The organism is Nocardioides silvaticus (assembly GCF_003160695.1).
In the GTDB taxonomy this organism is placed as follows: domain Bacteria; phylum Actinomycetota; class Actinomycetes; order Propionibacteriales; family Nocardioidaceae; genus Nocardioides; species Nocardioides silvaticus.
On the sequence record NZ_QGDD01000003.1, the window covers coordinates 292,238 to 312,084 of the forward strand.

Annotated in this window: 19 protein-coding genes; 9 read left to right on the forward strand and 10 right to left on the reverse strand. The window is 70.3% G+C overall.

Annotated features, from left to right (window positions below; all coding sequences use genetic code 11):
* Window positions 1-45: 45 nt before the first annotated feature.
* Entirely contained in the window at window positions 46-957 is a 912-nt protein-coding gene (locus tag DJ010_RS21790) for a universal stress protein (RefSeq protein ID WP_158282985.1), read from the forward strand.
* 30 nt (window positions 958-987) lie between these two features.
* Here the strand turns inward: DJ010_RS21790 and arcC are convergent, their stop codons facing one another.
* From arcC to DJ010_RS09475, 3 genes are read right to left on the reverse strand one after another with little or no spacing between them, the layout of a single operon-like run.
* The gene (arcC, locus tag DJ010_RS09465; protein ID WP_109693417.1) at window positions 988-1,926 is read right to left on the reverse strand and encodes a carbamate kinase; all 939 of its coding nucleotides are present in this window, start codon (window positions 1,924-1,926) and stop codon (window positions 988-990) included.
* 1 nt (window position 1,927) lies between these two features.
* Window positions 1,928-2,929: an ornithine carbamoyltransferase gene (gene argF, locus DJ010_RS09470; RefSeq protein ID WP_109693418.1), complete on the reverse strand. Its 1,002-nt coding sequence runs from the start codon at window positions 2,927-2,929 to the stop codon at window positions 1,928-1,930.
* Window position 2,930: 1 nt separating this feature from the next.
* Window positions 2,931-4,172 carry an arginine deiminase gene (locus DJ010_RS09475; protein ID WP_109693419.1) on the reverse strand — a complete coding sequence of 414 codons (1,242 nt, stop codon included), beginning with the start codon at window positions 4,170-4,172 and terminating at the stop codon, window positions 2,931-2,933.
* Window positions 4,173-4,328: 156 nt separating this feature from the next.
* On the opposite strand from DJ010_RS09475, the gene DJ010_RS09480 reads away from it, so the two are divergent.
* From DJ010_RS09480 to DJ010_RS09495, 5 genes are read left to right on the forward strand one after another with little or no spacing between them, the layout of a single operon-like run.
* Window positions 4,329-5,864, forward strand: coding sequence for a YfcC family protein (locus DJ010_RS09480; protein ID WP_109693420.1), 1,536 nt, complete (start codon window positions 4,329-4,331; stop codon window positions 5,862-5,864).
* Window positions 5,861-6,562 (forward strand): hypothetical protein, encoded by a 702-nt coding sequence (locus tag DJ010_RS22050; RefSeq protein ID WP_158282986.1) that lies wholly within the window; start codon window positions 5,861-5,863, stop codon window positions 6,560-6,562. The genes DJ010_RS09480 and DJ010_RS22050 overlap by 4 nt, the downstream gene beginning before the upstream one ends.
* A complete protein-coding gene (locus DJ010_RS22055) occupies window positions 6,559-7,017 on the forward strand; it encodes a pyridoxamine 5'-phosphate oxidase family protein (protein WP_158282987.1) in 459 nt (152 codons plus the stop codon). Before DJ010_RS22050 ends, DJ010_RS22055 begins: the two co-directional genes overlap by 4 nt.
* A gap of 8 nt (window positions 7,018-7,025) precedes the next feature.
* Window positions 7,026-7,559 (forward strand): hypothetical protein, encoded by a 534-nt coding sequence (locus DJ010_RS09490; RefSeq protein WP_109693422.1) that lies wholly within the window; start codon window positions 7,026-7,028, stop codon window positions 7,557-7,559.
* Window positions 7,560-7,614: 55 nt separating this feature from the next.
* Window positions 7,615-8,487 (forward strand): universal stress protein, encoded by an 873-nt coding sequence (locus DJ010_RS09495; RefSeq protein ID WP_109693423.1) that lies wholly within the window; start codon window positions 7,615-7,617, stop codon window positions 8,485-8,487.
* 16 nt (window positions 8,488-8,503) lie between these two features.
* Here DJ010_RS09495 and DJ010_RS09500 read toward each other — a convergent pair whose 3' ends face one another.
* Complete coding sequence (locus DJ010_RS09500) at window positions 8,504-8,827, reverse strand: hypothetical protein (protein ID WP_109693424.1); 324 nt, start codon at window positions 8,825-8,827, stop codon at window positions 8,504-8,506.
* Window positions 8,828-9,154: 327 nt separating this feature from the next.
* On the opposite strand from DJ010_RS09500, the gene DJ010_RS23025 reads away from it, so the two are divergent.
* Both DJ010_RS23025 and DJ010_RS23030 read left to right on the forward strand, forming a co-directional pair.
* Window positions 9,155-9,514, forward strand: a complete 360-nt coding sequence (locus DJ010_RS23025) for a hypothetical protein (RefSeq protein ID WP_369333140.1) — start codon at window positions 9,155-9,157, stop codon at window positions 9,512-9,514.
* A gap of 41 nt (window positions 9,515-9,555) precedes the next feature.
* Window positions 9,556-9,921, forward strand: a complete 366-nt coding sequence (locus tag DJ010_RS23030) for a DUF421 domain-containing protein (RefSeq protein ID WP_369333141.1) — start codon at window positions 9,556-9,558, stop codon at window positions 9,919-9,921.
* Here DJ010_RS23030 and DJ010_RS09515 read toward each other — a convergent pair.
* Genes DJ010_RS09515 through DJ010_RS09540 form a run of 6 tightly spaced genes read right to left on the reverse strand, consistent with a single transcriptional unit; the run spans window position 9,834 to window position 18,075 of the window.
* Window positions 9,834-10,169 carry a cupin domain-containing protein gene (locus tag DJ010_RS09515; protein ID WP_109693427.1) on the reverse strand — a complete coding sequence of 112 codons (336 nt, stop codon included), beginning with the start codon at window positions 10,167-10,169 and terminating at the stop codon, window positions 9,834-9,836. The two genes, DJ010_RS23030 and DJ010_RS09515, sit on opposite strands and share 88 nt — an antisense overlap.
* 32 nt (window positions 10,170-10,201) lie before the next feature.
* Window positions 10,202-10,930, reverse strand: coding sequence for a respiratory nitrate reductase subunit gamma (narI, locus tag DJ010_RS09520; protein ID WP_109693428.1), 729 nt, complete (start codon window positions 10,928-10,930; stop codon window positions 10,202-10,204).
* The gene (narJ, locus tag DJ010_RS09525) at window positions 10,930-11,556 is read right to left on the reverse strand and encodes a nitrate reductase molybdenum cofactor assembly chaperone (RefSeq protein WP_109693429.1); all 627 of its coding nucleotides are present in this window, start codon (window positions 11,554-11,556) and stop codon (window positions 10,930-10,932) included. The genes narI and narJ overlap by 1 nt, the downstream gene beginning before the upstream one ends.
* Window positions 11,556-13,202, reverse strand: a complete 1,647-nt coding sequence (gene narH / locus DJ010_RS09530; protein WP_109693430.1) for a nitrate reductase subunit beta — start codon at window positions 13,200-13,202, stop codon at window positions 11,556-11,558. Before narH ends, narJ begins: the two co-directional genes overlap by 1 nt.
* Complete coding sequence (locus DJ010_RS09535) at window positions 13,199-16,831, reverse strand: nitrate reductase subunit alpha (RefSeq protein WP_109693431.1); 3,633 nt, start codon at window positions 16,829-16,831, stop codon at window positions 13,199-13,201. Before DJ010_RS09535 ends, narH begins: the two co-directional genes overlap by 4 nt.
* Complete coding sequence (locus DJ010_RS09540) at window positions 16,828-18,075, reverse strand: MFS transporter (protein ID WP_245927396.1); 1,248 nt, start codon at window positions 18,073-18,075, stop codon at window positions 16,828-16,830. The genes DJ010_RS09535 and DJ010_RS09540 overlap by 4 nt, the downstream gene beginning before the upstream one ends.
* Before the next feature lie 347 nt (window positions 18,076-18,422).
* Here DJ010_RS09540 and DJ010_RS09545 point away from each other — a divergent pair, with 347 nt between their 5' ends.
* Window positions 18,423-19,841: a glycosyltransferase family 2 protein gene (locus DJ010_RS09545; RefSeq protein WP_109693433.1), complete on the forward strand. Its 1,419-nt coding sequence runs from the start codon at window positions 18,423-18,425 to the stop codon at window positions 19,839-19,841.
* Window positions 19,842-19,847: the final 6 nt, after the last annotated feature.

A 19,847-nucleotide genomic window follows, 5' to 3' on the forward strand; every position in this document is an offset into this window, starting at 1 on the left:
CTCCGGCCGTGGCGCGTCCGGGACCGCGGGCAGGACGATCAGGACATGACGAAGAACAGCCTCTCGATCCCTTCCGGAAGCATCGTCGTCGGCGTCGACGGCTCGGCCCATGCGGACCGCGCGGTGCGGTGGTCTGCGCACCAGGCCCGGCGCGAGCAGCGGCCGCTGGCCGTGGTCGCCGCCGCCGCCTCGGCCGGCGCGCACGAAATCGGGTGGACCGGCGTCATCGCCGGCACCGACCCCGACCGCGGAGACCGCGTCGTCTCCCAGGTCCGGCACGTCGCAGAAGCGGCAGCGGTGCTCGCTCGACGCGAGGCGCCGGAGATCGAGGTCAGCGCTCACGTCGTCGTCGGCGACGCGCGCGAGGTGCTGACTGACCTCTCCGCCGAGGCCCACCTCCTGGTGGTCGGGTCCCGAGGTCGGGGCGCCGTCCGGTCCCTGCTCCTGGGCTCCGTCAGCTCCGCGGTCGTGCGGACCGCGAGCTGCCCCGTCGTCGTCTGCCGTCCCGGCACCGACAAGCAGACCAGCGGCGTCATCGTGGGCGCGGACGGCAGCGCCGAGTCGCTGCCCGTCGTCGAGTTCGCGTTCGACCAGGCGTCGCTCCACGGCCAGCCGCTCACCGTCGTGCACTGCTTCTGGGACGCCATCGCCGCCGCGGCCGGCTTCCGCGAGGCGTCGGGTGAGGTCCTGGACGAACCCGAGCTCGAGGAGCTGCGGGTGCTCCTCTCGGAGACCGTCGCCGGCTTCCGCGAGAAGTATCCCGACGTCGAGGTGACGCTGCTGCTCCGCCACGGTCTCGTCGACGAGGCACTCACGCGCCGCGACAGCTCGTGGGACCTGGTCGTCGTGGGCCGGCACCCGATGACGGGCCTCCACCGGGCGCTGGTCGGGTCGATCGCGAACGCCGTCGTGGAGCGGGCCCGGACGAACGTGGCAGTCGTCCCCGAGCGGGGCTGACCCGCCGAGCCTCGCCCGCCGTGCCCGACATCAGGCCCGTGCGAGGCTGCCGTCGTACCGCCCGGACGGGGTGACCACGGTCCCCGCGGTCCCGGCGATCATCGACGAGACGTCGTCCAGAGCGCCGATGATCCCGATGCCGCCCGTCAGCTCGACGAACCGGCAGACCGCTTCGACCTTGGGGCCCATCGACCCCTTGGGGAGGTCGAGGGCCCGCAGGCCGATCGGGGTCTCCCGCGTGATGGGTGCCTGGTCGGGCGTCCCGAAGTCGCGCATCACCGCGCCGACGTCGGTGAGGACGAGGAGCGCGTCGGCGTCGAGGGCTTCTGCCAGCGCGGCACTGGTGAGGTCCTTGTCCACCACGGCTTCGACACCATCGAGGTGGCCCGACTCGTTGCGCACCACCGGGACACCTCCCCCGCCGGCACAGACGACGACCGCCCCGCTCTCCAGGAGGAGCCGGATCAACGGTGTCTCGACGACCCGCAGGGGCCGGGGAGATCCCACGACCCGGCGCCAGCCGTCGCCGTCCGCGCGCACGGCCCAGCCGCGCTCCGCAGCGAGCCGCTCGGCCTCGGCCCGTTCGTAGACCTCGCCGACGAACTTCGTCGGGTCGTCGAACGCCGGGTCGGTCGCAGCGACGAGCGTCTGGTTGATGACCGCCGCGATGTGGCGGCCGGGCAGCGCGTTCTGCATGGCCTGGAGCAGCCAGTAGCCGATCATGCCCTGGGTCTGTGCCCCGAGCACGTCGAACGGGTACGGCGTCGTCAGGTGCGGGTCGGAGGCGCTCTGCAGGGCGAGCACGCCGACCTGGGGCCCGTTGCCGTGCGTGACCACGAGCTCGTGCTCGGCCGCGAGCGGCGCCAGCGCGGCGACCGCCCGCCGGACGTTCGCCTCCTGGACGTCGGCGTCGGGCCGCTGCCCGCGCTGCAGCAAGGCGTTGCCCCCGAGGGCGACGACGATGCGCATCTCAGGCCCCCAGGGTCGCGACGAGCACGGCCTTGATGGTGTGCATGCGGTTCTCGGCCTGGTCGAACACGATCGAGTGCCGCGACTCGAAGACCTCGTCGGTCACCTCGAGGGCGTCCATGCCGGTCTCCCGGAAGATCTCGCGACCCACGGTCGTGTGCAGGTCGTGGAACGCCGGCAGGCAGTGCAGGAACTTGACGTCCGGGTTGCCGGTGGCCTTCACGACGTCCATGTCGACCTGGTAGTCGCGCAGCAGGTGGATGCGCTCGGCCCACTTCTCCTTCGGCTCGCCCATGGAGACCCACACGTCGGTGTAGAGGAAGTCGACGCCGGCGACACCTTCGGCGACGCTCTCGGTGTGCAGGATCCGGGCCCCGGTCGCGTCGGCGAGCTCACGCGCGCTCGCGATGACGCTCGGACGGTTCCACAGCTCCTGGGGTGCGACGATCCGCACGTCCATTCCCAGCATCGCGCCGCCGACGAGCAGGGAGTTCGCGACGTTGTTCCGCGCGTCGCCGAGGTAGGCGAAGGAGATCTCCGCGTCCCGCTTCCCGGAGTGCTCGCGCATGGTCATCAGGTCGCACAGCGTCTGGGTGGGGTGCCAGTCGTCGGTCAGCCCGTTCCAGACCGGGACGCCGGCGTACTCGGCGAGCGTCTCGACCTTGTCGTGGGCGGACCCGCGGTACTCGATCCCGTCGTACATCCGGCCCAGCACCCGGGCGGTGTCCTCGATCGACTCCTTGTGGCCCATCTGGGAGCTCGCCGGGTCGAGGAAGGTGACGCGCGCGCCCTGGTCGAAGGCAGCGACCTCGAACGCGCACCGGGTGCGGGTGGAGGTCTTCTCGAAGATCAGGGCGAGGTTCTTGCCGGTGAGCCGCGGCTGCTCGGAGCCGGCGTACTTCGCACGCTTCAGCTCGGCAGCGAGGTCGAGCAGGAAGCGCCACTCGTCGGGGGTGTAGTCCAGCTCCTTGAGGAAGCTGCGGTTGCGGAGGTTGAAGGCCATCTCAGATCCCTTCTCGTTCGATCGGGCAGGTCATGCAGCGCGGACCGCCGCGACCACGACCGAGCTCGTTGCCCTCGATGGTGATCACCTCGATGCCGTGCTTGCGGAGGAAGGTGTTGGTGGTGACGTTGCGCTCGTAGGCCATCACGACGCCCGGGCGGACGGCGAGCACGTTGCAGCCGTCGTCCCACTGCTCGCGCTCGGCGGCCCGGACGTCCTGGGTCGGCGTGAGCACGCGGATCCGGTCGAGGCCGAGAGCGGCGGCGATGACGGAGTGCATCTCCTCGGGAGCGTGGGCGGTGATGCGGAGCTCCTGGGGCCCGTCCGAGCCGGGCTCGATGGTGTACGACGGCAGGTGCCCCAGGCCGGCGTACTGGGTGAACGTCTCCTCGTCGACCATCGTCATGACGGTGTCGAGGTGCATGAACGCCCGCTTCTGCGGCATCGCGAGCGCGACGATGCGCTCGGCGCTCCCTGCGGCGAACATCCGCCGGGCGAGCATCTCGACCCCCTGCGGGGTGGTCCGCTCGCTCATGCCGACCAGCACGGCGCCCCGGCCCAGGACCAGGATGTCGCCACCCTCGGTGGTCGCCTGGCCGTTGGCCGGGCCGTCGGCCCAGCAGCGGAAGTCCTCACCCGCGAAGAGCGGGTGCCAACGGTAGATCGCCTCGTAGTGGACGGTCTCGCGCATCCGCGCGCGCTTGCGCATCGCGTTGATCGACACTCCGTCGTACGCCCAGGCCGAGGTGTCGCGGGTGAAGAGGTGGTTCGGGAGCGGCGGCAGCAGCAGGTCGTCAGGCGCGAGCGCCTGGACGACGACGGACGACGGCTCGGACATCCTCTCCAGGAGCTCGCGCTTGGTCATCCCGCCGATCAGGACCGTCGTCAGCTCGTCGGCCGGCATCGACGTGAACAGGTCGTGGATGCGGGTCGCCGCGAGCGGACCGTAGACGCGCTCGTCGAGCGACTCGGTGAGGACGTGCTTCCGGGCGGCCGGGATCTCCAGCGTCTCTCGGAGCAGGTCGTCGAGGAGGTGCACCCGCACGCCTTGGTCGCGAAGAGCCTCGGCGAAGGCGTCGTGCTCCACCTTCGCCTGCTTCACCCACAGCACGTCGTCGAACAGGAAGTCGTCCTTGTTCGTGGGCGTGAGGCGTTTCAGCTCCAGTCCGGGACGGTGCAGGATCGCTTGACGAAGCACACCCACCTCGGAGTCCACGTGGTAGGTCGGTCCGGTCTCGTGCATGGGAGTTCCTCTCGCTGGTTGTCGTCGCCAGCGTCGTCGGAACTCGCCGCGCCCATCAGGGCCCAACGTCCCGATCCACACGGGACCCGTGACCGGTGCGGTCGCGCGCTTGGAGCCGGATGCTCGGAGGGAGCACTACTCACGAAAGGACGTCCCATGGCTACCATCCATCGGGCTCCGCGCCCGAACAAGTCCTCGCCAGAGAAGGCCGAGGCCAAACGCTTCCACTTCCCGAGTGCGTTCACGGTCCTGTTCGGGGTGACCGTCGCGGTGTGGCTGTTGGCGTTCATCGTCCCCACCGGCGCCTACGAGACCGACCCGGCGACCGGCCGCCCCGTCCCGGGCAGCTACGCCGAGACTGAGAACCCGCTGTCCTTCGGCGACCGCCTGATGGAGCTGTTCATGGCTCCGGTCAACGGGCTCTACGGGGTCATGAACCCCGACGGCAAGATCGGTCCCTACGAGTCGGGCGAGCTGTACGGCGCCGCCGGCGTCTTCCTGTTCGTCCTCGCGATCGGTGTCTTCATCACCATGGCGATGCGCACCGGAGCGATCGACAACGGCGTCGCCCGGGTCGCCCAGCGGATGAGCACCAAGGGCTCGCTGCTGATCGTCGTGCTGATGGTGCTGTTCTCCGTCGGCGGCACGACCGAGGGCATGGCCGAGGAGACCCTCGGCTTCTACGGGCTCCTGATCCCGCTGATGCTGGCCCTCGGCTACGACCGGATGGTCGCCGCGGCGACGATCCTCGTCGGCGCCGGCATCGGCGTCCTCGCCTCGACCGTGAACCCGTTCGCCACCGGGGTGGCATCCGGCGCGGCCGACATCTCGATCGGTGACGGCATCGGCTACCGCCTCCTCATGTACGTCGTGCTCGTCCCGGTCGGCGTGTGGTGGGTGGTCCGCTACGCCCGCAAGGTGAAGGCGGAGCCTCGCAAGTCGCTCGTCGGAGCGGTCGAAGGTGACGACGAGCTGCGGGTCCAGGGCCTGGCTGACGTGCCGAGGCTGACCGGCCGCGACAAGTCCGTGCTGGCCATCGTCGGCCTGACCTTCGCGTTCATGATCTACGCGATCGTGCCGTGGGCGCAGGTCATCGACGGTCCCGACGCGATGAGCTACGGCTGGCAGCTCGACTGGTACTTCCCCGAGCTCGCCGCGCTGTTCCTCGCCATGGCTCTCGTTATCGGGCTGGTCGGCGGACTCGGTGAGCACCGACTGACCGACACCGTGGTCAAGGGTGCCGGCGACTTCATCGGCGTCGGCCTGATCATCGTCCTGGCCCGCGGGGTCACGGTCATCATGAACAACTCCGAGATCACCGGGACCGTCCTCCACGCGATGGAGAACGCAGTCGACGGCACGTCGTCCGCACTGTTCGGCGGATTGATGTTCCTGATCAACGTGCCGCTGGCCTTCCTCGTGCCGTCCACCTCCGGCCACGCCGCGTTGGCGATGCCGATCCTCGCGCCGCTCGCCGACTTCGCCGGCGTCCAGCGCTCGATCGTCGTCACCGCGTTCCAGTCGGCGTCCGGTGTCGTCAACCTGATCACCCCGACCTCGGCGGTGGTGATGGGGGGACTCGCCCTGGCGAAGGTCCGCTACGACCAGTACCTGCGGTTCGTGCTTCCGCTGGTCGGGATCCTGCTGGTGCTCGGAACCGCGTTCGTAGCGGTGGGAGCCGCCATCTCATGAGGGGAGGGGGAACGACCCGGGGCGCCTCGACACCGATCGAGGCGTCTCGGGTCGTCTTCCGTTCCTGGACCTGGAGGGTCAGCGCCGCGGAGTCCGTCGGCTTCCTCGCTCCTGCGATCGCGGGAGTCCTGAGCCTCGGGCTGGCGGCCCCCGCCGGAGTGGCGACGGTCCTGCTCGCGGGTGCTCTCGAGGGCGCAGTCCTCGGCCTGGCGCAGGCGTCCGTGCTCCGAGGGGTCCTACCCGGCCTCCACGGTGGACGCTGGACGGCTCTGACCGCCGGGGCGGCAGTCGCCGCCTATGCTCTCGGCTTCTTGATGTCGCAGCTCGGCGCGAGCGGCTCGCCGCTCGGGTTCGTCGGTGCTGCCGCGGCCGGCCTGCTCCTCCTGGGGACGATCGGCGGGGCCCAATGGCTCGAGCTGCGGCACCACGTGCCGCAGGCGGTCCGATGGATCGGCTGGACCGCCGTTGCCTGGCTGGCCGCACTGGGGACGTTCCTCGCGATCGCGACGCCGCTCTGGCACCCCGGTCAGTCCGTGATCAACGCGGTAGCGGTCGGAGTGGCTGCCGGCATCGCGATGGCGGTCGTCCAAGCCGCAGGCACCGGGCTGGGAATCGTCCGGCTGGTGTCCCCGGTCACCGCGGCCGAGGACGTTGGACCCTGCCCCGCCGGGTCCGTTCGTCCGACGATGAAGTCGTGACCACTACCCACGAGATCCCCTACGAGGACTGCGAGGCCCTGCTCCGTGCCGGCGTGTTCGGACGGATCGTCCTCAACCGGCCGACGGGCCCGGAGATCCTGCCGGTGAACTACACCGTGGCCGGCGACGCCGTGCTCGTGCGCACGGCGCCCGGCACCCTCCTCGACCGGCACGCGCACGGCGCTGCCCTGGTGTTCGAGGTGGACCACGCCAACTACGAGCGGTGGCATGGTTGGTCGGTCGTCGCGCGCGGCGTCGGCCAGCGGGTCAGCCGCGACCAGCTCACCTCCGTAGAGCGGAGCGCCCCCAAACCACCTCCCTGGGTGAAGCGGGAGGACGAGGTCTGGATCCGACTGCCGTGGGTGACCCTGACCGGCCGACGACTCGGACGCGGTTGGAACCCCCTCGCGGAGCTGCCCGTCCGTCGGTACGGATTCGAGTACGACCGAAGCTGAGATCGAGAATGAACATCGACTGGTTCCTGCCTGTGACCTGGTTGTCGCTCGGCGTCGTGGTCGTCGGCTCCGGTCTCCGCGCCCACCACAGCCTCACGGGGTACCGGACGGGTGTGTATGCCACCAGCGCCCTCTGGGTCCTCGGTGGCGCCGCCGGAAATCTCTGGCTGCTGGCCCGCGGCGGCGACTACTCCGGCTTCGCCGACGGAGCGTCGAGCGACTTCGTGCGCGAGACCTGGGAGACGCTGGTCGTCCCGCACCACACGTTCTTCATCGGGCTGCTCATCGTCGGCGAGACGCTCGCCGGCCTCCTCGTCCTGGTGCCCGGTCGCGTCCGCCAGGCGGCACTCCTGAGCCTGATCGGGTTCAACGTGCTCCTGCTGTCGTTCGGTTGGGCGTACCTGGTGTGGACCGTGCCCCTCGTCCTCGCCCTGGCGCTGCTGTGGCACGCAGGACGGCCGGCGGGCGCTGCCCGGGTCGTTGGTCCCGGCCACTCGGGCCGCGCGACCGTGGGCGGCAGCGAGCTGTGCGACGAGGCTTGAACCACCGGGACCGCTCGCGGGCGGTCCGCCACCATCCCGCAGGAGGGGAACCGGAATGAACCAGCCCGCAGACGCCACCGTCGTGGCAGTCGGATACCACGGCTGCGACGCGGCCGCCGAGTTCGCCGTGGCGGAGGCCGCGCGGACCAACAGCCCGGTGCACCTGGTCCAGGTCACCAGCCTGCCCGACACTGCCGAGTACGCCGGCATCTACTCGACAACGGTGCTCGACGTGGACGCCCCGCTCGAGCAGGCGCTCGCCCACACCCGCAAGCTCGGCGACGAGCTCGGCGTGCCCGTGACCGGAGAGCGCGTCGAGGACACCTCCCACGTCCGCGCGCTCGTGCGGCACGCGGACCGTGGCCGGATGATCGTCCTGCAGCACCGCAGGATCAGCACCCTGAACCGGATCGTGACCGGGTCGACCACCAACGGCGTCGCGGCCCGCGCTGCCGTCCCGGTGGTCTCCGTGCCCGAGGACTGGTCAGCTTCATCGCCCCCCGGAACGGTCGTGACCGTCGCTGTCCAGGATCCCGGCGAGGCGGCTGCGCTGCTCCGCGCGGGCTTCGAGCAGGCGAGGAGCCGGCAGACCGCCCTGGTCGTGCTGCACGCCTGGTGGCTCGCCAGCGGCTACGACATGACCGTCGTCGACGCGACCATGCGTCGTGAGTGGGCCGATCGCGCGCAGGCATCCCTGGCGCCCGCCCTCGACGAGCTGCGGGACGAGTACCCCGACGTCGACGTCACGGTCGAGGTCCGGCACGCTCCGCCGATCGAGGCGCTGCTCGACTCGGCGAGCGGCTCAGCCCTCCTGGTCATCGGGCGACGCCACCACCTGCTGCCGCTGGGATCGCACCTCGGGCCGCACGCGCGCGCTGTGCTCAACCACAGCGCCTGCCCGGTCCTCGTGGTTCCGCCGGCCTCCTGAGCCGGCGCGGGGGCCGCTAGCTCTGCGCCGGGTTCTCGACGAAGCCGGACGGCGTGGCCGACCCCGAGTACGCCGTACCGTCGCCGCTGTCGTCCGAGCCGCTGCTCACCTTGTCGCTCGCCTTGTGCGCAGCGGCGGTCGCCGTCTCGGCGATCTTGTGCCCGACCTCGGGGCCCTTCTCGGCCGCCAGGTCCTGGGCGTGCGACACGGTCTCCCGCACCTTGGGGTTGTTCCAGACACCCTGGGCGCCTGACTTGATCTGGTCGTAGCGCTGACGACCGGCACGCGCACCGAGCACGTAGCCGAGGCCGGCGCCGGCCAGGAATGAAATCTTCGACATGTGAGCCTCCTTGCAGGGTCCGGTGCCCGGACGACGCCCGGTCAAACAGGCCGGACGGCGAGAACTGCGAGGTATGGCGGGACAGGTCGCGGGAACTGACTCCCCGACTCTGGGAGGTGTCCGATGAAATTCATCCTGTTCGTGATCATCGCGCTCGTCGTGCTCTTCTTCCTCGTGAAGTTCCTGCTGCCGGCGATGCGCAACCGCTGACCGACCCGTTGCCGCAACGGTCGCGGCAAGGACCGGGCTTGAGCAGCCAGTTGGGACGCGTTCCCGACCGCCGAGAGCGCGCCAGCCGGACCTCGGCACGCCCGGCACGAGGTGGTCGTGCGGCGTGCCGGCATCGTCCTCCTGGTCGCGATCGTGGTCGCCGGCTGCCTCGGGCTGCTCGGCCCCGCTTCGCGGACCGCGTCCGAAACCGCCTCGGCGGGTGAGATCACGCTGGGGTACGACGCTGACGCGACCCGGCGTGGACAGCGAGATCGTGCTCACGATCGATCCCGACCGCGCCGCGCCGACGGCGCGGTCCTCCTGAAGTTCGCCCGCGGGCGACGGTCCGCTCGGCGTCCGCCTCTCGGGCCGGACGCCGACGATGCAGCCGCCAGGACGAACGCGGTGACGCTGCGCTGGATCGTCGACGGGGCGCCCGCGGTCGACCTGTCCGTCACCGCGTGGGTGATGCCCTGATAATTGCCGTCGTCTACGCGATCCTCGTGTTCTTCCTTCTGATGGGCGTGCTGCGGGTCTTGGGGAAGCGTGAGCTCTCCGAGATGTCCGCCTTCGACCTTGTCATACTGTTCGTCATCGGCGACCTGATCGCCGAAGCGGTGGTCGCGGAGGACACCTCGTTCAGCGGAGCGTTCACGGCGGTCGCGACCTTCGCGCTGCTCACGATCGCGATTTCCTGGCTCTCCTTCCGGTTCCCACGGCTCGAGCCCGAAGGGATCATTCTCGTTGTTCACGCGGTCGAGCGACGAGGATTGAGTCGGAGCAGCTCCGGGCCGGGTCAATCGGCGCGCGAGGCCACCGTGAGCATGACCACCGCGTCGGTGCGCGCCTCAAGGTCGTGCCGGCGCGGAGGGATGTGCAGGTAGTGGCCCGCTGCGCCCTCCCAGGTCTCCTCACCCGCATGCAGGCGGACGTCGCCCCGGAGGACCTGGAGGGTGGCCTCGCCCGGGGAGTCGTGCTCGCCGAGTGAGCGGCCGCCGACGATCGCGATGACGGTCTGGCGCAGGTCGTGCTCGTGGCCGCCGTACACGGTCGTGGCGGAACGGCCGCTGCTCGACGCACGGGCCGTCTCCAGCAGCTCGTCAGCCAGCGTGGTCAGTGATCGGTTCTCCATCGGAGGTCCTCTTCCTATCTGGGTCGGCCGTCTCAGCCGACGCGCTCCCACCCGCGGCGCGGGCGGTGGCTGCCGAGCTGCCGGTCGTCGCGGCTGCGGTAGACGATGTAGGGCCGAGTGAGGTAGCCGAGCGGGGCGCTGAACACGTGCACGAGGCGGGTGAACGGCCAGAGCGCGAAGAGACCGAACGCCACCAGCGCGTGGAGCTGGAACCCGATCGGGGCGTCGGCCATCAGTGCCGCATCGGGCTGGAACGCGAGGAAGGACCGGTACCAGACCGAGACGCCCTCACGGTAGTTGTACTCGCCGCCGATGGTGAGGATCGAACCGGCGATAGTGTTCCACATCCCCAGCAAGATCGCCGCCGCCAGGAAGGCATACATCACCTTGTCCATCGCGGTCGTCGCTGAGAAGACGGGCCCGACCGTGCGCCGCCGGTAGACGAGGATGACCAGGCCGACCGTCGCCATCACGCCGGCGACGAGACCGCCGCCGACGGCGAGGTAGTGGTAGAGGTGGTCGTCGATGCCGATGGCGTCGGTCCACGACCGAGGGACCAACAGGCCGATCACGTGGCCCCCGACGACGCCGAGCATGCCGAAATGGAACAGCGGGCTGCCCCACCGCAGCAGCCGGTCCTCGTAGAGCTGGGACGATCGCGTCGTCCACCCGAACTTGTCGTACCGATAGCGCCAGAAGTGCCCGACCACGAACAGCGCCAGGCATACATAGGGGACGATCACCCACAGCAGCGTGTCCATCAGCGCCCTCCTCGGACGGTCGGCATGGGCAGGTCCACCGAGCCGTACGGCGTGAGTCCCACCTCCTCCACCGGCGGGCCCTCGGCGGCGAGCCGGCGTACGGCGTCGTGCTCCTCGCCGCGCAGTGGCGGAAGAGTCGCGCACACGGCCTCGACGGCGCCGACCCAGCGGCTGCCGTCGTCGCGCAGCGCGAGCCGCAGCAGCTCCAGTCCTGCGCGGTGGTCGAGCAGCAGGGTGCGTCCGCGGTCGGGGACCGTCGCGGCGTACTCGAGGACCACGCAGAGGTGGTCGGGCAGCTCCGCCTCGTCCGGGACCAGGCCCGAGGATCGGTAGGTCTGCTTGAAGCGCAGCAGGGCGGTCCCGCGCTTGCGGGTGTCGCCGTGGGCGAAGTAGGTCAGGAACAGGTTGTGGCGACGACGGCCGTCGAAGGTATCGACGTACGACGTCTGCAGCTCGTCCAGCGGACGGCCGCTGAGGTGGTCGGCGGTCCGCGCCAGCGGTCGGCCGAGCGGGTCGGGCAGCGTCAGGGCAGCACGGCGGACGACGGGCAGGTCGGCGAGGAGCCGCTCGTCCGGGTAGCCGAGGAGGACCGACGCGCACTGCCAGGCGATCTGGTCAGGACCCATCAGTCGTCCTTCCGTGGCGGGAACAGCCCCTCGGGCGCGCCCTTGCCGTCCCAGTTGAGCAGGTTCACCCGGGCCGCCTTGTCGTCCGGCGCGGCGATCGTGTCGGAGGTCTGCCGGTCCTGGAGCATCCGGAAGTTCTCGACCGCCAGCGGAGTCAGGCTGCCCGATCCCTCACCGAAGATCTCGGGGTTGCCGCCGCCGTACTCCGAGACCGAGCACTCGGTGGCGATCTCCTCCAGCGCGTGCGCCTGCTCGGCGTGGGCCGGCGGGATGACGTAGCGCTCGTCGTACTTCGCGAGGGCGAGCAGCCGGTACATGTCGTACATCTGCTCCTCGGTCATGCCCACCGCCGCCGGTATCGAGCCGTCCGGGTCACGGCCGAGGTTGATGTCGCGCATGTAGGCACGCATCGCGGCCAGCTGCTTGAGCACGCGGTCGACGGGAGCGACGTCCCCGGCCGTGAACAGCTCGGCGAGGTACTCGATCGGGATCCGCAGGGCGTCGATGGCGGCGAACAGGTTGTCCGGGTCCTCCGCGTCCTCGCCGGTGTCGCGGACGACGTCGACCACGGGTGAGAGGGGCGGGATGTACCAGACCATTGGCATCGTGCGGTACTCCGGGTGCAGCGGCAGTGCGACCCGGTACTCGTTGATGAGCGCGTGGATCGGCGACCGTTGCGCGGCGACCACCCAGTCGTGCGGGATGCCGTCGCGCTCCGCCGCACGCACCACCTCGGGGTCGTTCGGGTCGAGCAGCACCGAGCGCTGGGCCTCGTAGAGATCCTCGTCGTCCGGCGTGGAGGCGGCCTCGAGGACCCGGTCGGCGTCGTACAGGACCAGGCCGATGTAGCGCAGCCTGCCGACGCAGGTCTCCGAGCAGACCGTCGGCAGGCCGACCTCCACCCGCGGGAAGCAGAACGTGCACTTCTCGGCCTTGCCGGTGCGGTGGTTGAAGTAGACCTTCTTGTACGGACAGCCGGAGACGCACATCCGCCAGCCGCGGCACCGGTCCTGGTCGACCAGCACGATGCCGTCCTCGGCGCGCTTGTAGATCGCGCCGCTGGGACACGACGCCGCGCAGGACGGGTTGAGGCAGTGCTCGCAGATCCGCGGCAGGTAGAACATGAAGGCGTCCTCGAAGGACCGCTTGACATCGGTGGACACCTTCTGCAGCACCGGGTCGTGCCGGAAGGACGCCTCGGAGCCGCCGAGGTTGTCGTCCCAGTTGGCCGACCAGGTGATCTTCGTGTCCTTGCCCGAGATCAGCGACTTCGGCCGCGCCACCGGGGTGTGTTCCTGCGCCGGTGCGTCGGTGAGCGTGGCGTAGTCGTAGGTCCACGGCTCGTAGTAGTCCTGGATGGACGGGAGCTTGGGGTTGGAGAAGATCGTCGCCAGCTTCTTCAGCCGGCCGCCCGCCCGCAGCTTCAACCGGCCGCGGCGGTTGAGCGTCCAGCCGCCCTGCCACTCCTGCTGGTCCTCGTAGCGGCGCGGATAGCCCTGCCCGGGGCGGGTCTCGACGTTGTTGAACCAGACGTACTCGGTGCCGGTCCGGTTGGTCCAGGCCTGCTTGCAGGTCACCGAGCAGGTGTGGCACCCGATGCACTTGTCGAGGTTCATCACCATCGCCATCTGCGCCATGACCTTCACGAGTAGGTCACCTCCTGCGACCGTTTCCGGATCACGGTCACCTCGTCGCGTTGGTTGCCCGTCGGTCCGAGGTAGTTGAAGGCGAAGGACAGCTGGGCGTAGCCGCCGATCAGGTGGCTGGGCTTGATCAGCAGCCGGGTCAACGAGTTGTGGATGCCGCCCCGGGTGCCCGACGTCTCGCTCAGGGGTACGTCGATGAGCCGGTCCTGCGCATGGTGCATGTAGACCGTCCCCTCGGGCATCCGGTGCGACACGATCGCTCGCGCGACGACGACGCCGTTGCGGTTGACCGCCTCGATCCAGTCGTTGTCGGCGACGCCGACCTTGGCCGCGTCCGCCTCGCTCATCCAGATCGTCTGCCCGCCTCGCGAGAGCGACAGCATGAACAGGTTGTCCTGGTACTCCGAGTGGATCGACCACTTGTTGTGCGGGGTCAGGTAGCGCACGGTGACACCGAGCTCACCGACGTCACCGACCTCGGGCTCCCCGAACAGGGCCCCCATGTTCAGCGGCGGCCGGTAGACGGGCAGGCCCTCCCCCAGCTCGGTCATCCAATCGTGGTCGAGGTAGAAGCTCTGCCGGCCGGTCAGCGTGTGCCAGGGCTTGAGCCGCTCGACGTTGATGGTGAACGGGCTGTACCGGCGGCCTCCGGTCTCCGACCCCGACCACTCGGGCGAGGTGATGACCGGCTGGGGCGCCGCCTGCGTGTCGGCGAAGGTGATCTGCTTGCCCTCGTGCTCGGCCGCGAGGTCGTGAAGCCGGGTGCCGGTGCGCCGCTCGAGGGTCTTGAACCCCTGCACCGCGAGGTGCCCGTTGGTGGTCCCGGACAGGGCGAGGATCGACTCGCACACGTGCACGTCGCGCTCCAGCGACGGCCGCCCGTCCGCCGCGCCGCCCCGCACCGCTCCGTTCCGGGCGCGCAGCTCGTCGAGCGAGGCCGAGACGTCGTACGTAATGCCCTTGGTGGTGGCGCCGAGGGTGTCGAGCAGCGGTCCGACCGCGGCGTACTTGTCCGCGACGGCGCCGTAGTCGCGCTCGACCTCCACCAGTCGCGGCATCGTCCGGCCGGGCACCGGCTCGCACTCGCCGAGCTTCCAGTCCCGCACCCGACCGTGGGGGTTGGCCATCGCTTCGGGAGTGTCGTGTGTGAGCGGCGCGGCGACCACGTCCCGGCGGACGCCGAGTCGAGGCCCGGCAAGCTCGGAGAACTTTCTCGCGATCGCCTGCCACGCGTCCCAGTCCGTCCGGGTCTGCCAGGGCGGCGCGATCGCGGGGTTGAAGGAGTGCACGAACGGGTGCATGTCGGTCGTGCTCAGGTCGTGCTTCTCGTACCAGGTCGCCGCCGGGAGGACGACGTCGGAGTAGATCGTGGTCGAGGTCTGCCGGAAGTCCAGCGACAGCAGAAGGTCGAGCTTGCCCTCGGGCGCCTCCTCGACCCAGTCCACGTCGCGGGGGCGCCGGTCCTCGGGCGTCTCCGTCGCCCGGACCGAGGAGGTGGTGCCGAGCAGGTGCTTGAGGAAGTACTCGTTGCCCTTGGCCGACGAGCCGAGCAGGTTGGCCCGCCACACAGCGAGGACGCGCGGATGGTTCTCCGGCGCGTCCGGGTTCTCGCCGGCGAACCGCAGGCTGCCGTCCTCGAGGCCGGCGACGACGTGCTCGGCGACCGGCCGGCCCGCGGCCGCGGCCTCGTCGCAGAGGTCGAGGGGGTTCCTGTCGAAGGTGGGATAGGACGGCATCCAGCCCATCCGGGCGCTCTTGGCCAGGACGTCGGCCGTGCTGAGCCCGGCGAGCTGCCCGCCCGCCGTGGCGGCCGAGAGCGTGTCGGCGGAGAAGTGGTCGTACCGGAACTGGTCGGTGTTGAGGTACCAGTAGGCGGTCTGGATCATGTTCCGCGGCGGGCGGCTCCAGTCCAGGGCGTTGGCGAGGTGCAGGTGGCCGGTGACGGGGCGGACCTTCTCCTGGCCGACGTAGTGCGCCCAGCCGCCGCCGTTCACGCCCTGGCACCCGGTCAGCGTGGTCAGTGCGAGGAACGCGCGGTAGATGGTGTCCGAGTGGAACCAGTGGTTGGTGCCGGCCCCCATGAGGATCATCGACCGGCCTTTGGACTCCTCGGCGTTGCGCGCGAACTCGCGGGCGATCCGGCGAGCGGCTTGGGCCGGGACCCCGGTGATCGGCTCCTGCCACTCCGGCGTGTAGCCCGCGTAGCGGGCGCGCATCAGCTCGTAGACCGTGGTGACGACGTGCTCGCCGACCCGCCGCACCGGGATCTCCGTAGTGGCCTCACCGGGACTGCCGTCGACCTCGCCGAACAGGGGCAGGGTCACGGTCGCCTGCTCGGTGCCGTCAAGGGCGAGAACCGGTTCGACGTCGCCCAGGTCGAGGTTCCAACGGCCGGCACCGCTCTCGCCGAAGCGGTGGCCCAGCGTCCCGTTCGGCACCACCGGCTGACCGGTGCGGGCGTCCAGGAGGACCGTCTTGAACGCTGCGTTCTCCTGCTCTTCGATCGAGCTCGTCGAGACCGCCAGATCCTCGGCCGTAAGGAACTTCCCGGGCTTGCCGTCCTCGATCCGCACCAAGAACGGCAGGTCGGTGTACTTCCGCGCGTAGTCGAGGAAGTACGGCGTCGCGCGCTCCGCGTAGAACTCCTCGAGGATGACCTGGCCCATCGCCAGCGCGAGCGCGCCGTCGGTGCCCGGACGGACGGCGAGCCACTCGTCGGCGAACTTCACGTTGTCGGCGTAATCGGGTGACACCACGACGACCTTCTGCCCGCGATAGCGCGCCTCGGCCATCCAGTGTGCGTCGGGTGTCCGGGTGACGGGCACGTTGGAGCCCCACATGACCAGGTAGCTCGCGTCCCACCAGTCGCCGGACTCCGGCACGTCGGTCTGGTCGCCGAACACCTGGGGGGACGCGACCGGCAGGTCGGCGTACCAGTCGTAGAACGAGAGCATCGAGCCGCCGACGAGGTGGGTGAACCTCGCGCCCGAGGCGTGGGAGACCATCGACATCGCGGGGATCGGAGAGAACCCGGCCACCCGGTCCGGCCCCCACTTCGCGATCGTGTGGACGTAGGCCGCGGCGATCATCTCGGTGGCCTCGTCCCAGGAGGCGCGGACCAGTCCGCCCTTGCCGCGCGCGGACTTGTAGGCCTTCGCCCGGCCCGGGTGGTCGACCACGTGCGCCCACGCCTTCACCGGGTCGCCGCCGTGCTGCGCCTTCCCCTCGCGGTACATCTGCAGGAGGGTGCCGCGGACGTAGGGGTAGCGGATCCGGGTCGGCGAGTAGGTGTACCAGGAGAAGGCCGCGCCGCGCGGGCAGCCGCGCGGCTCGTAGTCCGGACGGTCGGGACCGGCCGAGGGGTAGTCGGTCTGCTGGGTCTCCCAGGTGATGATCCCGTCCTTGACGTAGACCTTCCACGAGCAGGACCCGGTGCAGTTGACGCCGTGGGTGGAGCGCACCACCTTGTCGTGGCTCCAGCGGTCGCGGTAGAAATCGTCGGCCTCGCGGCCGCCGCGCTTGGTCAGCGAGCGCAGGTCCGGCGACACTTCGCCTCGGGTGAAGTAGCGACGGGTCCTGACCAGGGCGTCGACGAGAGGCGAGTCCAGGCCGGGGTCCTGAAGGGTCACGTGGTGGTTCCTCCTGCGGCGAGTCGGCGGACGGTGGTCAGCGTGAGGAGCAGGGCGAATGCGGCAGTGATCGAGAGCAGCCAGAGCCCGATCGCGTAGGAGTCGGTGCGCCCGTAGACGTAACCCATGAGCAACGGCGGCGCGAACCCGCCGAGCCCACCGGCGGCGCCGACCAGGCCGGTCACCCCGCCGACGCGGGACAGCTCGGTCACCCGGGCGATGAGCGCGAACGTGGCGCCGCTCCCGGCGCCGAGCGCCGCGGCCATCGCGAGGAACGCGATCGTGCCGAGGTGCTCGAGGATCGGGGTCTCGGCGGCCACGGCGGCGCCCGCGACGACCACCGCGTAGCCGGCCGCGAGGACCTTCACCGGTCCGAGCTTGTCGGACAGCCACCCACCGACCGGGCGCATCACGACCGCGACCACGACGAACCCGGCCATCCGGTTCGCCGCGTCGGCGGGATCGAGCTCCCACGCGGTCTTGAGGTAGGCGGGCAGGTAGACCGAGAACGCGACGTACCCGCCGAAGGACACGGCGTAGAGCAGGCACGCCTGCCAGGTGATCGGCAGCCGCGCGTTCGCGGCCAGCCTGCCGACGAGGCTTCCCTGCGGGACCGAGCGGCCGGGTGCGTCCCGGAGCACCGACCAGGCGACCACGGCGTAGACCGCCAGCGCAGCGGCGGTGAGCAGGAAGGGCACGGTCTCGCCGACGTTCTCGTAGAGCCTGACCGTCGTCAGCGCGCTGATCGCGGTCCCGACCATGCCGGCGCCGAAGACCCCGACGGCCAGCCCTCGCCGCTCGGGCGGGAACCACGCATTGACGAACGGCACCCCGACAGCGAACGCCGTACCGCCGATGCCGAGGAAGAACCCGGCGACCAGCAGGCCGACATAGGAGTCCTGCCCGAGCAGCCCGATGTAGAGGACCGGCACGATCGTTGCCGCCGAGACCAGCGGGAACATGATCCGTGCGCCGTACTTGTCGGTCAGTGCGCCGATCGGGATCCGGCCGAGGGCTCCGACGATCACCGGCACCGCGACCAGCAGTGCCACGTCGGACTCGGATATGTCGCCGAGTCGACCGCTCGAGCGGTACAGCGGCCCGAGGGGACTGAGCAGCGCCCAGGCCCAGAAGTTCACGGCGAAGCCGATCGTGGCCAGGGTCAGCATCAGGTACGGCGACCGGCCAGAAGTCGCACTGCCCGACTCCGACACCTTCGAACCCAGGCCCGAGCTTGTGTTCACCGACCTCGACCTCCTTGTCGTGGCTGTCCCCACCATGCCAGACACTCCTGCGTCCTGTTGACCCGCACGCGCCGGACCTCGGCACTCCGTCCACCCTCGCCGACGCGGGTTCCGCAGAGCACGGTCCGCAGACCCTGGCACCGAGGGACGAAAGACCCACGGGTCTGCCGCTCCGTACCTCTGCGCAACAAGCACGACCGGCGAGAGCACCTCGGTGGAAGTTCTCCTGCCGACTGCCGTCCTCGATGGGATCTCTTCCGGCTGCGGCACCGAAAGCGTTGAGGAAGATAAACACCCGTCGCAGCGGGAAGGACGTCCCGTTGCCGTGACATCCCTACCCTTGTCAGATGCGAAAACACCCCCGTGCCGCCGGGTTGCTGATCCTCGGCACCGCCATCGTGGCCGCGGCCGTGCTGGCGACGGCGGCCGCGCGAGTGCCGGCCGACGTACTGGTGGACGTGGGGTCGTGGGACCTGATCGGCCACTTCCAGGTCGTCTACGACGCGAGCGTGCCTTCCACCGCCATCCTCCTCGGGGCGATCGGCCTGGCCGCCCTGGCCGCGTGGACCGTCGCCTCCCTGGAGCGGTGGGTCACCAACCGCTCGCGCCGTAGCGACGTGCAGACGCGGGCCCCGCTCGCGCCGAAGCTGGTGATGGCCGCGACGCGCGGCGAGTTCGCCGGCCCGATCACCATCACCGTGCTCATCCCTGCGCACAACGAGGAGGCCTGTCTCGGCGCGACGATCGCGTCGCTCCGCAACCAGACGCGGCCGCCTGAGCGCATCATCGTCGTCGCGGACAACTGCACCGACCACACCGTCGACATCGCCCACGCGGCGGGCGTCGAGGTCCTCGAGACCGTCGCCAACCGCGACAAGAAGGCCGGCGGGCTCAACCAGGCGCTCGGCCAGGTCCTGCCCAGCTGCGGGGAGAACGACCTCGTCATGGTGATGGACGCCGACACGACCCTCGGCAGCGGGTTCCTCGAGCACGCCGCAGCGAGGATGACGGCCGACCGCGCCCTGATGGCGATCGGCGGCCTCTTCTACGGCGAGCCTGGCGGGGGCCTGCTCGAGCAGTTCCAGCGCAACGAGTACACCCGCTACGCCCGCGACCTCCGCCGCCGCCGCGGGCTCGTGCTCGTGCTGACCGGGACCGCCTCGATCTTCCGTCCGCGGGCGTTGCGCGCCGTCGCGGCGGAGCGCGGGCGCCTGCTGCCGGGCGTCCCCGGCCAGTACTTCGACACGCTCGCGCTCACCGAGGACAACGAGATCACGCTCGCCCTGAAGTCCCTCGGCGGCCTGGTCCTCTCCCCGGCCGCCTGCACGGTCGTCACCGAGGTCATGCCGACCTGGCGCGCGCTGTGGGTGCAGCGGCTGCGGTGGCAGCGCGGTGCGGTGGAGAACCTCGGCGCCTACGGCTTGCGCGCCCAGACCTGGCGGTACTGGCTCCAGCAGCTGGGCATCGGGTACGGCGCGCTGGCGCTGACCGGCTACCTCGGGCTGATGGTCGTGACCGCACTCGCCCTCGACACGATGATCTGGTTTCCCTTCTGGCTCGGGGTCGGCGCCGTCTTCGCCGTCGAGCGCACCCTCACCGTCTGGCGCGGCGGCTGGAAGGCTCGCCTGCTCGCCGTGACCATCCTTCCCGAGCTCGCCTACTCCTTCTTCCTGGCCGTCGTCTGGGTCAAGGGCGTCCTCGACATGACCAACGCCACCACGGCCACCTGGCACCACCCGGACGCCGTCAGCGCTCGTACGACCTGAGGAATC